The sequence below is a fragment of the Ruegeria sp. CG11 genome (genome assembly GCF_056537245.1).
Genome location: NZ_JBQFRE010000002.1, coordinates 497,326 through 509,958 on the forward strand (window position 1 = coordinate 497,326; position 12,633 = coordinate 509,958).

The window sequence follows — 12,633 nt, forward strand, 5'->3', positions numbered from 1 at the left end:
TGGTGTCCTTCCTTCTCTTTGCCCATCCGTGGTTGCATATTCCGCATCCACAAATCTTGCTGAGTTGCATCCGGGGCAACCACAGGTCATATAGCAATGAACTTCCGCGTTGAGAGGCGTCATGACCCAGTATCTGGATTTCGAAAAACCCCTGGCCGAAATCGAAGGCAAGGCCGAGGAACTGCGCGCGCTGGCCCGCGCCAACGAAGAGATGGACGTGGCCGAAGAAGCCGCAGCGCTGGACGCCAAAGCCGCCAAGCTGCTGGAGGAACTCTATGGCGACCTGACCCCCTGGCGGAAATGCCAGGTGGCCCGCCACCCGGAGCGCCCGCATTGCAACGATTACGTTGACGCCCTGTTCACCGAATTCACCCCGCTGGCCGGGGACCGGAACTTTGCCGACGATCTGGCCGTCATTGGCGGCCTGGCCCGGTTCAACGATCAGCCGGTGATGGTGATCGGCCACGAAAAGGGCTCGGACACCAAGTCGCGGATCGAACGCAACTTTGGCATGGCCCGCCCCGAAGGCTATCGCAAGGCTGTGCGCCTGATGGAAATGGCCGGCCGTTTTGGCCTGCCGGTGATCACTCTGATCGACACGGCGGGTGCCTATCCCGGCAAGGGTGCCGAGGAACGCGGTCAATCTGAGGCCATCGCGCGCTCGACCGAGATGTGCCTGAAGATCGGTGTGCCGCTGGTATCGGTGATCATCGGCGAAGGTGGTTCGGGCGGGGCTGTGGCCTTTGCCACTGCCAACCGCGTCGCGATGCTGGAGCATTCGGTTTATTCGGTGATCTCGCCCGAGGGCTGCGCCTCGATCCTGTGGAAGGATGCCGAGAAGATGCGCGAAGCTGCCGAGGCGCTGCGTCTGACTGCACAGGACCTGCACAAGCTGGGCGTTTGCGACCGGATCATTACTGAACCCAAAGGCGGTGCCCACCGGGATCGCGAAGCGACGGTTGAATCGGTGCGCTCGGCAATTGCCGCCATGCTGCAAGAGCTGGACGGCAAGGATGCGGCAGCCCTGATTCAGGACCGCCGTCAGAAATTCCTCGATATTGGCTCGAAAGGGTTGGCGGCCTAACCGCCCAACTGCCGCAACAACTCGACCGAGGGTTTGCCGGTGACGGCCAACCCATTGGCACGTTGATAGCCGCTGATCGCGGATTCGGTATTCTTGCCAATCACCCCGTCCGCGCCCTGCGTATCATAACCCGCCGAGGTCAGACGGCGCTGAAGCTCCTTGCGATCCTCCAGCGTCAGACCTGTCGCATCGGGCCCGAACGAGGCCTGAAACGGTGCGCCCCCCGCGATCCGGTCAGACAGATGCCCGACGCCAATCGCATAGCTGTCCGAGTTGTTGTAGCGCTTGATCACCTGAAAATTGCGGAACACCGCGATGCGCGGCCCCGGCGTTTGCGGCTGCAACACCGCGACCGGTGTGCCCGAGACCGTACCGGCCTCACCCCCCCAAGGCTGTCCCCGTACCCAACCCGCGCGCGCCAGATAAGCGGCGGTAGAGGCCAGCGAATCCGTCGGGTCTTCGGACCAGATATCCCGCCGCCCGTCACCGGTGAAATCCACCGCATAGGCCAGATAAGACGTCGGGATGAACTGCGTATGCCCCATCGCCCCGGCCCAGCTGCCGGTCATGTTAGCGGGGCTGGTGTCACCCTCCTGAATAATCTTCAGGGCCGCGACCAGTTGCTTTTCAAAGAACGCACCGCGCCGTCCGTCATAGGCCAGCGTGGACACCGCCGAGATCACCGGTACATCGCCGCGTCGTGCACCGTATCGGCTCTCCAAGCCCCAGACGGCCACGACCACCTCTTTGTCGACGCCGTATTTCGCTTCGATCTGCGACAGGGTGCCTGCGTGGCGTACCAGCATCTGCTTGCCGGTGGCGATCCGCTCGTCCGAAGCCGCAATCGCCAAGTAATCCTCAAGCGAGCGCTTGAATTCGACCTGATTGCGGTCGCGCTCGATCACTTCGGGCAGATAGCCTGCCCCCTGAAAGGCAAGGTTGAGGGTGGTTTGCGAAATCCCCTGCGCCGCTGCCCGGCCCTTGAAGCCTGCAACCCAAGCGTCCCACCCGGCATTGGGTACCGGGCGCATCCGCGAGGCAGGCGTGTTGGTGGGGGCGCCGGTGGAACAGGCGGTCAACAGGGCCGACCCGAGGCCCAGTGAAAATATCCGTCGATCGATCATGATTGAAATCTGCTCTTGTTGTGATTTGGACCAGAGTAACCCAGACCCAATCTTCAAGCCACAACGACAAAGCCGATCAGGGGTAATTTCAGGCCTTCGGCAACAAGCCGCTTAGCTGACCAGCAACCGCAAACCCTGTGTCACATCCGATCGGACCGCCAGTCGCAATCCCGGCTCGTCCCCGGCCTGCAGCGCCGCGATAATCAGCTTGTGGTTATGCGGAGGATCGGTCCGCCGTAACCTGCCATAGAGCGCGCGCATGGTTGGACCCAACTGCAGCCAGACTGTTTCCGCAATCGCCAGCATCGCCGGGGCCTGCGCCCGCAGGTAAAGCGTGCGGTGAAACTCCAGATTGGTGCGAATATAGCCGACGGCATCGCGCTTGGTGACCATCTCGGCCACGTTCATGTTGATGCTCTGCAACCGATCGATCAGCGCCATATGCGCCCGTGGCAGGGCGCGGCTGGCCAGCTCGACCTCAAGCAATGCCCGCAGGGCCGCCAGTTCCTCGATCCGGTCATTGCTGAGCTCGGGCGTCGAAACGCGGCCTGAGGTGGATAAAAATAACGCCCCTTCGGCCGCCAACCTACGCACGGCCTCGCGCGCGGGGGTCATCGAGACACCGAACTCCTTGCCGATCCCGCGCAGGGTCAACGCCTGCCCCGGTGCCATCTCACCATGCATGATTCGAGAGCGCAGCGTGCGATACACCCGGTCATGTGTCGCGCCGTGAGAGTCGGAAGGGCGTGTGGTCAACATTCCCAATTTGTGATCACAAACAGGCCTGAGGTCAACTCACTGCGGCATCAAATCTGTACTGGTGAAGCTGCGCCCCGTTGTCGCGCAACCAGAGCCTCTGGTCACTGTAATCACCGAAAATCCGTTCGACCTGCGCCCAGAAGGCGGGCGAGTGGTTCATCTCGGCCAGATGCGCCACCTCATGCGCCGCGACGTAGTGCAGAATCTCGGACGGGGCGAGGATCAGCCGCCAGGAGAACATCAGCCCTCCGGCCGAGCTGCACGACCCCCAGCGGGACCGGGTGTCGCGGATGGTCAGGCTGGAATAAGACCGACCCAGCATCGCCGCGTAATCGTCACAGGTCCCGGTCAGACGGTCCCGCGCCAGTTCCTTGAGAAACCGCGCCAGACGCCGCGCCTCGGCCCCAGTGGGCACGGCAATCTCATCGCCCTGCAACAGAACCCGACGGCCTTTCGCAGGAACGATTCGCCGCTCTACGCCTTCGATGGGGATGGTCTGACCGAACTGCACAACGGCCGGATCGGGGCGATCCTGCAAGTGCTGACGTATCCACTCTTCCTTGGTGCGGGCAAAACTCAGCGCCTCGGTCTCGGGCACACCCTGCGGGTAGGTCAGCGTAACCCGCCCATCCAGTTGGGAAATCCGCAGGCTGATCCGCCGCGCCCGCGCCGATTTGCGCAACGTCAGCGGCACCGGCGGCGTCCCGGGCAGTGCGTGATCTCCCATATGCCTGTTTCTCCTGCTCAAAGGCTTTGACAGTGCCCGCTGCATGTGGCACGTGACCTGAATCATTATTACGACTCACCTGATATCAAGGGGATTTGACATGCCCAAGGAAGAATGGGGCGTAAAGCGCGTTTGCCCGACAACCGGCAAGCGGTTTTACGACCTGAACAAGGACCCGATCATCAGCCCCTACACTGGCGAGATCGTGGAGCTTGAGACCGGCAAAAGCCGGATGATCGCCGCAGATGCGGAAGATGCCGCCTCGGCCAAAGCGCGTAAAGACGCTTCGGATGAGGATCTGGTTCTGGACGATGACGACAATGTTGATGTCGATCTGGACGATGATCTGCTGGACGACGATGATGATGACAACGATAACGTCTCGCTGGACGATATCACCGACATGTCGTCGGAAGACGAAAACTAAGACCGGTCAGGGGCGGCCTCTCGCCGCCTCATGCCCACCCCCGGACGCGGAACGGAAACTTTTTGGCATTTTCCAATTTTTTGGACTTGCACTCACAGCCACCGTCTCATAAACGTCCGTCCACTGCTTCGGCAGTACTTGGAAGGGGCCTTAGCTCAGTTGGGAGAGCGCTTGCATGGCATGCAAGAGGTCAGGGGTTCGACTCCCCTAGGCTCCACCAAAACCTAACAATACAACTAGATAGCAAGCATTAGAGCGGTGTGACACACAGGTGTGACACAAAATGAAGCTGCATGCGTATCTTTCACTGTCCCGACATGGCATCTACTACTTCCGTTGGCCACTGCCCGATACAAGACCAAAACCCCACACTAGACCAAGCACCGCACGTAGGACCCTTCGAGTGTCATTGCGTACAAGATGCCCCAAAGAGGCTGGTACTCTGGCACGGCGTCTTGCAGTGTGCGGCGACACAATAACAAAGCACATAGAACATTCGGGCATGAACTACGGCGAACTACGCACAAAGGTGCATGAGCACTTCACAGAAGTACTAAAGAAGGCAAAGGCACGTAGGGATGAACTCGGCCCCTATACCGAACTAGAAAAAGAACGCATCGCTGACACCATCCGTCTTCATGAGGCGGATAATGAAGACTATTGGGACATGCTTGGTAGAGACTATGCCCGCTCAGAACTAGATAAGTTATGCAACGGCACCGGGGTCAGGCAACCGAAGACACAAGAAGACGCCTTTTTGATCTTAGGTGAAATCAAGAAAGCTCAATTGGCACTAACCAAGGCCCTGCTGGAACACGACAAAACCTTTGAGAAATACGATTTCTTAGCCCAAGTGGTAACCACTGAGGCAAGCGATACAGCGCCGCCACCTCAGCACAACGGCCCCACGCTTTCTCAAGCTGTAGAAGCCTATTTCACCGAGCAAGCAAAGATCGCGAACTGGACACCCGGAACAGTTCAGAAACGCCGGGCTGGATTGGCGATTGCAGTTGAGTGGTTTGGTGCAGATTGCGGTATGAACCAAATCGGCAAACAGCAAGCGGCAGAACTCAAGAACGCCATTCTGTCATTGCCAGCCAACAGGTCGAAAGCTGCTGCGACACAAGGGCTGACACTGCGTGAGGCCATAGACGTCAAAGACATTCCTAGGATCAGCAATGCTACGGTGAACAGCTACCTGAGTACTTACAAGAACTTTTGGGCGTGGGCAGAGGCACATGGCTACGCTACAGAGGCATTGTTTCAAGGGCTAACTATTGGGAAAAAAGGCGGGCAAGCCAAAGAAAGAAAAGCTTACACGCAAGATGCGTTAAGCAAAGCCTACAAGGCGCTAACTGAACCGGAAAGCAAGTTTTACAGGAAAGAGAGCCACCGATGGGCAACACTTATCGCAATGTTCAGCGGTGCGCGGCTGAACGAGGTGTGCCAACTAGAGTTGAGCGACATTAGGCAAGAAGATGGCATATGGCTGTTTGACATCACCGAGGACGGCGAGGACAAAAAACGGCTGAAGAGTGATGCTGCGCACCGCAGCGTCCCTATACATTCGAAGCTAATTGAGCTCGGCCTATTGGAGTACGTTAACAAGCGTCGATCAGCAGAGCACAACAGGCTATTCCCAGACTATACTTACAGCCCCAAACATGGCTTCGGAGACAAGCTTAGTAAGTGGTTTAACCGAACATTCACAACTAGTCTCGGCATCAAGTCTGACGCTCATGTATTTCACGGTCTTCGTCACACCTTTGCGACTAGGCTAGGACAAGCGGACGTACCAATAGAACGGATACAGTTCATTGTGGGGCATGAGCGCCAAGGGGTTACCCAACAGGTTTATATGAAGGAAGGCTATACACCCAAGCAGACCAAAGAAGCAGTGGAACGCTTTTCTGTGAATACCCAACAGAGTTAAAACGCAGAAGCCTCAAACCAAACTTGCGCCGCAAAAAACAAACGATGCTATGAAATGATGTAGTCGAATTTGTCGCGTAGTAGTTTAAGTTCGAGAAAGTTTAAGTCACTTTTTACGCTTTTTACGAGCGCTTCCAGATCACTATCTTGGAGCGCCATTATATAACCTCTATGATCATTTGCTGTGTCGCGACATCTCTTTGCGAAACGCTCTGGATCCGCCAATTCTCTGCAAACGATGATACCAACCTGACCCCTGCTTGGTGAAAAACGCCCAGCAATCTGATCTAGGGCAGGGTTGTCTAATTCCCTCCCGTAGTTCTTGAACTCAAAAAAAATGTTGGCAGACGAATAGTGTTGGGACAACCAGCGAAAAAATCCCGTATCGGCTGTGTTGCTATAACTAATGTCGATGCGTTTTCGACCCTCGTGTATTGAATGCTGCGCCTTAGGGTTCGACAGCGCAGGGTAGAACAAAGCAGACAATAGGGCCTCCACTCGGTCCTCATAGCTGTAAGCATCGTTGGCACCGACTGGGAGATTGGTTACGGCACTCAGCAGTGTGTCCCAATCAGGCCGCTCTGTGCCTTCCACATCAGCAATAGCACGGTGAGTAAGTGGTGGACTGGGCTCCTCCATCTGCGACTTATAACGCTGAAGGAAATGTGGATTGTCGAGTGTGTGTCGAACAACTGCAGATTTGCCAGTTCCGTACTTTTCTTTGAGGTCTTTGATATAGACTTGTAGATTGCCTTTGTTTTTTCCGCTTTTGATTATTCGGACCAGGTCAGAATTTGACGATATCTCTTTCTGCTTGAACTCTTCGAGTATGAAGTGCCGATAATATCGGTCCACGTCATAGTCCATGTCCAAACGAACTATGTCCTTAGGAACCAACAGCAACTTCTCGCCATCTACAAGCGGCAAATCCACATATTGCTCTGTCCATTCCTTGACGTGCGGGTTCCACATTGGACCCGACGCCACCCCTTGGGTCAGTGGAATGTCATAGAGGTCACAAGCTTCCTGGGTGTAGGCTATAAGTGGCCCTCTAATAATGTTCGTCATTATGTCAGACACAACATCCACAGAGATGCCATCAATCATAAGTACAGTATCTTCTAGGTCGGTCAGTAACCCGGATTTTGCGGCCTCGCTTTCGGACAGTGACTTCCAAACTTCGCGTGCAGAACCTGTACCTAGAGCCCTACCCTTCGATTTTCCCTGCGATAGACCTAAATGCGTTTCATTAGGCTCTTTAAGTCGTTCCAACAATCCGATCGCAACCTCGTGTTCATCGGAACGGATCGCACTAAGAACTTCGCCAAAGAAATCTTGTACCAGTGAAACACATTCGTCGCCCCATTCGGTATTAAGGAGTTTTACTGCCCTTGGGCTGACAAACAATCGAGTGTCGTTAAAAACATGGACATCAACAAAACTTAGAGTTGGTTGGGTTCGCCCAAGCTTGAAGTATTCCGATACGCGCATAAACTCTTCTCTATTCAATCTATACGGCAGTAGTACTCAAATTATCTGAGAGGCGAAACCATATTTTGCGCTCGTATTGCCTCAGACCTCAGTATTTTGTGAAACAAATTTTTTTGTGCCCCTATCTATTGTCTCCTGACCCAAATTCTCCCCCATGGGGTCTAATGCAACAAACCATATGCGGTGATATCCGCGGCGAAACCTGAGCATCGCAACCAGTTGCTACTGCGTTTTTTCCCAGTTTAACTGACTAATACTCACAATGATTGAGTTCCAACTAGCAACAGATGTCCTGAGTAAGTTTCAAAGTGGCCAAACCGGGAGCGCGGCGGCACTGGGCTCCCTGTACGCGCTGAGTGGTGTTTTCTCTAGGTCAGGAAAGCAAGCGTTAAAGATAGACTGTCGCTTAGGTGTCCTCCATCGCTCTGGGCGCGCGTTAAACTTGCTCTTTCCTTTGCCGTGCCTCTCCCACATTAGAAGCGTTGTGCGACTACCTTGATGCCCTGTGGCAAAGGTTAAAACAGTGTCCGACCGTTGTTTCTTGCTGTTGCAGTAGTGGTAGTGGTAGCCAACATGGCCATGTTGCTCTCTATGAAGCAAATCACGGCACCCAGAGATTGATTTGAAGAATATTACTATCTGCGGTGATAGGTTGGGTGCCACCACAATTGTTCGACGTTCTTCAAGGAACCCTCTCAAAATCGGGTGAAAGCTTTCACTTAGGTCGACGTACCCTAGACACCACTTGCCCTTTGAATTGATCGGCGATGTTCTTAATGGTGCTCCCAATACTTCTTCAGAAAAATATTGAGGAAGTTGGTTTTCTATATTCCTGACCAACTCTTCAATAACTGAGATCATTATAACCGCCATCGGGCCTTCTTGCTCTGAAAGTTGGCCGTATTCGTGGATATCGAATACGTCACTGTCAAACCCGATTTGCGCCGCATTACTGGTCTTTTCTGCAAGCTCGAGAAGGCGTCCATGCAGCCTACGAAGTTGCAATAATGACATTGTTGGCAAACTACCGTCCGCCTCATCCACGTCCCGATTATTTGACACTGGCGCATCCCACAAACGCGGTTACCGTACAGGTTTCACTCTCCGGAATTTCTGATCAGAATTGCAACCGGCAGAATTGCCGCAGCACATCCCGTCCCAATAGACCCTGCCCCAGCGACACAACCGGCGCAAACGCGAATTGTGTCTCACATATGTTGACTTCGGCTTTTGAGACAGTATGTATCACAGCATCTAAAACTTTGAGAGACGGAGCAGATCATGCTTGTTGGCTATGCTAGGACTTCCACTTTGGATCAAACGGCTGGGCTTGATGCTCAACTACAAGAACTGGAAAGGGCCGGGTGCGAGAAGGTATTCAACGAACAGGTCTCCTCAGTGGATGTGAGAGCGCGTGAGAAGCTCACTGAGGCGCTGAACTTCATACGAGAGGGTGATCACCTGGTAGTCACCAAACTGGACCGGCTGGCACGCTCTATGGCCCATCTGATGGAAATACGCAGCCAGCTTGACGTCGTTGGGGCGCACCTAACGATCTTGGGTTTAAGTCTCGACACTTCCACTGCCCAGGGCAAGCTAATGTTGAACCTATTGGGAAGCGTAGCCGAGTTTGAGCGTGAAATTATGTTGGAACGTCAGCGTGAAGGAATTGCCAAGGCTAAAGCTGCCGGAAAGTACAAAGGACGCAAGCCAACTGCATTGGCAAAGTCAAACGAGGTCATTGCGCTGGCTCGTGAAGGCGTTGGAGCCACCAAGATCGCCCAAAAACTCGATATCAGCCGCGCTTCGGTGTACCGGATACTCAATGCAGGCCAAAGCTAACCGCTGCTAACCCAGTTTTTGGCGGGCTGGAAATGTGCCAAGCTAAACCTGAACAGAAGCACGCCCGCGCTGCTTCATCGATCTTCTTTGCTTAACCCTCCCTCATATGAGCGAAGAACTGGACAGAGATTTGTATAAGTGTTCTGGGTAATGGGGGAGGATGCATTCCCTCGGAGAGGGTTAGATACCAGTTCATCTACCTATTTGGTGAAGCCAAACCTGCCAAATTCTAGATCAGTACACGCCGATTTAGGTAGAATATTGTGATTGCTCTTCAACAATCTCAGCAAGCACCTCTCCAACGTCTGCCGTAACCAGTCCAGTTGGCCCAGTATAAGTGCCAGAATAAGCCTTCTGGGCAGGGATTTCTCCGGCACCTAGGTCGACTGCAACTCTCTCCATTATTTCGGGAAGTTCGTCCTCAAGTGTCTTGTATGTTATAAAGCTGTCATGGATTGGCAGGCACGGTTGCCGCATTTCAACAAATCTAAGCATGATCGCTTCAGCAATGTCTGCGTCAACGCGTTGCAAATAGACGCCTGCCCCCGTCATAAAATACTCTTCTAAGACGCCATGATGCTTCAGGATGCCATTGAGGAAGCAATTCCAGGGCATGCCCAACTCTTCCTCGTTAAATTCTGGTACGGTGTGGGGTGCAGGTCTGCGGCTTGCGTTTAGCAGGACATTGAATGCTCGCTTTACAACCTTGCGATGGCGGTCTCCGAACGGCTTGCTGTAGGGATCGGTATCCTTTGGTATCTCGGCCCCAATGGATTTGTATAGAAGCCGCAAATGAATTGAAGAGAAATCGTACTCACACGTTAGCTTACCGTTTATCTTGATGTGTTGACGCCAAAGCCTTGGCACGCTCTGCCACCATCCGCCATAGAACCTACCACCTTCGTCCCACTGTGGGCTGTTGAAGATGCGGCACAGCCGGGTACGTGTTGTGTTTATGCGCTGATATCGAACGTGTTCACGTTCGACCTTAGCCTCCTGCACGGCGTCACTTAGCCGGTCCATCTCCATGCCGTTGGTTTGTTTTTGCGTCAGGTCCAGAGTGAGCCTATAGCCTTCGAGATGATTGTTGATTTTATCTACATTATCGCGCCATCGGACTATCTGATCTGTATCAGAAAAGGCGAAACGTTTCTTTGTTCCGTTGCTCTTAATTCGTAGGATGATTGGGTCCGATGTGTCGATAAGATGCTCGGGTCTAAGCCCAACCATACCCAGTTTCTCTACAAGCTGCTTTGTGCCTCTAACCCTCGTTCGCCGACCACTCGCTTCATTACCAACACTTAGCTCATCCACATATCCTGCTGCGACTAGACCCTTGTACGCGTCGAGGAAAGGGCGCGGTGATACGAAATCCGGCTGGCCAGGGTTCTTCCGGTTAAGAGCATTGTTGTCCTTTGCAACGCCCACTTGCATGTCCGCATCTGCAACATAGGCATCGAACAAATCTAAGCATATGGCCCTCAAACAACTGCGGAACCTAGCGCCGCTTGCCGCATCCCTTTTACGCCGATTTTCCCATTGCTCAATTTCTGCTTGAATATGGTCTAACCTGTCAAAAATAGCAGGTGCGAACTTATCTTTAGGTGCACGCCAAAGATTTATTGGCCTGCTAGGCACGTCGTTGTATTCCAAACAAGTTATTCCTCTTCAGATGAGAAGACTATGGGAAAGCTGTGTTGCTAGCGCCGGTGGCACAAATCATCAATGACCAAAAATAAATGCCAACTCAACAAACAGCAAAATGCCAGAAAACAAGTAGTCTATGCCGTCAATTGGGGTCATGCGGCTCGATAGTTTTAAGCTTCTCTACAAGCTGTTGGTTCAATTCATTGCCTTTTTGCCCATAGTGAATTTCTCGGTGTATATTTGGACAAATCGCGGCGACGTAACGTGGATCGTCCGGTCCATCATCTGACAGTCGGCGTGTGTGATGAACTTCGAGGTACGGTTCCCCTGACTTAGTGCGGAACGGCGCCGGCTTACCAGTAAGTTCACAAAGGCCTCCGGCTCGTGCGAGAATATAGTCGCGAACAGCCTTACTTCTTGATCTGTAGGCTGAACGAGCGTTTTTCCACTGTTTTGTCTGGGTGGGCACGGCTGCTGCAATAGCTTTTTCTCGCAACCGCTCTATTGCGCTAGTTTCTGATGGCGCGCTTGCTAATTCCGGAAACGGCTCAACATCGCTATCGAGTTTTATGAGATGAAACTGGATGCAATCACGCAACTTTTCATTTGTATCCAGTCCGCTCAGGATATCCCAAGACTGACACGCAAATCGCCCCAAGAACCGAACTGGTTTGGATTTACCGAGGGCTTCAAATAAAAGAAGTTCTTTTCCTAGTTTGTCATGATCTCTGATGGCAGCGTTACCACGCAGAAACTCCATGTCTCCAGTTTGTCCTTCTCCAGTGTACAAGAACACTCCTTCGTCTCGCCAACCGTCCAAATAGCCATGTTGTTCACCACTTTTCCCGGTGAAGATGAAGACGTAGGGATGATCCTTAGGGGTAGATATCCCACCCTGCATTTGCCCCCCGAATACGGCGTGAATGTCTTCGCGCCGGGAGTACTCAACGCCTTCAATAAACTCCATTGGTACCGCTCCTTCTAGTCAGCCATTCTGTGGACACAACAATCGCTAGAAAAATTATGAGGATTGAAGCTCCTGCCGTTCGACAACTCATGAGTGCCAATCTATCTTCTTTGTTACAGCCTATTTTGCTACTTTGCGGGACGCTTGTCTGGCTTCGAATTGCTCCCAAAGCTTCATATGCCCCTTCTGCCGCGCGTCAGCTAGCCACAATTTCTTTCTTGCATCAGGCTGCTCAAGAGCGCGGTACTTACCATCTGAGAACTTTGGCCAATCTATCGCCATTCCGAGCTTGACCATTTCTGCAGACAAGTCGCGGCCATCTTCCAGATAGCACTTTGCCACGGTACGACCGTGGTCATCCTCAGCAGTGACCTCTGCTCTGACTTTCTGCCCCTTACATAGGGATACCAAAGCCCACTTGGCCTTCTTGCCGTAAGGGTGGTTAATCTCCGGCGCATCAACGCCAAACAAGCGCACTTGCTTTTTCTGTAGCTTTATAGTGTCGCCGTCCACAACGTAGGCAGCGCCCTCCAATACTGCGGCGGTGGGCTTCGGTACTACACTGCCTGCATCGAAACGTGATGGCCGACTTGTGTTCTGGGAAGGCGACGTACCCAACCTCGGCTTCAAGTC

Annotated in this window: 12 protein-coding genes and 1 tRNA gene; 5 read left to right on the forward strand and 8 right to left on the reverse strand. The window is 53.5% G+C overall.

Annotated elements, in window-relative coordinates; all coding sequences use genetic code 11:
- Window positions 1–121: 121 nt before the first annotated feature.
- Window positions 122–1,084, forward strand: coding sequence for an acetyl-CoA carboxylase carboxyltransferase subunit alpha (locus ACR0KW_RS08665; RefSeq protein ID WP_480804617.1), 963 nt, complete (start codon window positions 122–124; stop codon window positions 1,082–1,084).
- Here ACR0KW_RS08665 and ACR0KW_RS08670 read toward each other — a convergent pair.
- The 3 genes from ACR0KW_RS08670 to ACR0KW_RS08680 form a co-directional block, all read right to left on the reverse strand.
- On the reverse strand, window positions 1,081–2,208 hold the full coding sequence (locus ACR0KW_RS08670; protein ID WP_480804618.1) for a lytic murein transglycosylase: 1,128 nt from the start codon (window positions 2,206–2,208) through the stop codon (window positions 1,081–1,083). The two genes, ACR0KW_RS08665 and ACR0KW_RS08670, sit on opposite strands and share 4 nt — an antisense overlap.
- Before the next feature lie 111 nt (window positions 2,209–2,319).
- Window positions 2,320–2,967, reverse strand: coding sequence for a GntR family transcriptional regulator (locus ACR0KW_RS08675; protein ID WP_480804619.1), 648 nt, complete (start codon window positions 2,965–2,967; stop codon window positions 2,320–2,322).
- 31 nt (window positions 2,968–2,998) lie between these two features.
- The gene (locus ACR0KW_RS08680) at window positions 2,999–3,694 is read right to left on the reverse strand and encodes a M48 family metallopeptidase (protein ID WP_480804620.1); all 696 of its coding nucleotides are present in this window, start codon (window positions 3,692–3,694) and stop codon (window positions 2,999–3,001) included.
- Between the two features lie 100 nt (window positions 3,695–3,794).
- Between ACR0KW_RS08680 and ACR0KW_RS08685 the strand changes: the two genes are divergently transcribed.
- The 3 genes from ACR0KW_RS08685 to ACR0KW_RS08695 all read left to right on the forward strand — a co-directional run bounded on the left by ACR0KW_RS08685 (window position 3,795) and on the right by ACR0KW_RS08695 (window position 6,054).
- Complete coding sequence (locus ACR0KW_RS08685) at window positions 3,795–4,121, forward strand: TIGR02300 family protein (protein ID WP_480804621.1); 327 nt, start codon at window positions 3,795–3,797, stop codon at window positions 4,119–4,121.
- 144 nt (window positions 4,122–4,265) lie between these two features.
- Window positions 4,266–4,341: transfer RNA gene (locus ACR0KW_RS08690), tRNA-Ala, on the forward strand.
- A 282-nt stretch (window positions 4,342–4,623) separates the two neighbouring features.
- Window positions 4,624–6,054, forward strand: a complete 1,431-nt coding sequence (locus ACR0KW_RS08695) for a site-specific integrase (protein ID WP_480804622.1) — start codon at window positions 4,624–4,626, stop codon at window positions 6,052–6,054.
- Window positions 6,055–6,101: 47 nt separating this feature from the next.
- Here the strand turns inward: ACR0KW_RS08695 and ACR0KW_RS08700 are convergent, their stop codons facing one another.
- Both ACR0KW_RS08700 and ACR0KW_RS08705 read right to left on the reverse strand, forming a co-directional pair.
- The gene (locus ACR0KW_RS08700) at window positions 6,102–7,544 is read right to left on the reverse strand and encodes a hypothetical protein (RefSeq protein ID WP_480804623.1); all 1,443 of its coding nucleotides are present in this window, start codon (window positions 7,542–7,544) and stop codon (window positions 6,102–6,104) included.
- 303 nt (window positions 7,545–7,847) lie between these two features.
- On the reverse strand, window positions 7,848–8,606 hold the full coding sequence (locus ACR0KW_RS08705; protein ID WP_480804624.1) for a hypothetical protein: 759 nt from the start codon (window positions 8,604–8,606) through the stop codon (window positions 7,848–7,850).
- Window positions 8,607–8,825: 219 nt separating this feature from the next.
- Here ACR0KW_RS08705 and ACR0KW_RS08710 point away from each other — a divergent pair, with 219 nt between their 5' ends.
- On the forward strand, window positions 8,826–9,386 hold the full coding sequence (locus ACR0KW_RS08710) for a recombinase family protein (protein ID WP_480804625.1): 561 nt from the start codon (window positions 8,826–8,828) through the stop codon (window positions 9,384–9,386).
- 249 nt (window positions 9,387–9,635) lie between these two features.
- Here the strand turns inward: ACR0KW_RS08710 and ACR0KW_RS08715 are convergent, their stop codons facing one another.
- From ACR0KW_RS08715 to ACR0KW_RS08725, 3 genes are all read right to left on the reverse strand, one after another.
- Entirely contained in the window at window positions 9,636–11,039 is a 1,404-nt protein-coding gene (locus tag ACR0KW_RS08715) for a hypothetical protein (protein WP_480623926.1), read from the reverse strand.
- Window positions 11,040–11,175: 136 nt separating this feature from the next.
- On the reverse strand, window positions 11,176–12,000 hold the full coding sequence (locus tag ACR0KW_RS08720; RefSeq protein ID WP_480623925.1) for an HNH endonuclease: 825 nt from the start codon (window positions 11,998–12,000) through the stop codon (window positions 11,176–11,178).
- A 120-nt stretch (window positions 12,001–12,120) separates the two neighbouring features.
- A complete protein-coding gene (locus ACR0KW_RS08725; RefSeq protein WP_480804626.1) occupies window positions 12,121–12,513 on the reverse strand; it encodes a thermonuclease family protein in 393 nt (130 codons plus the stop codon).
- Window positions 12,514–12,633: the final 120 nt, after the last annotated feature.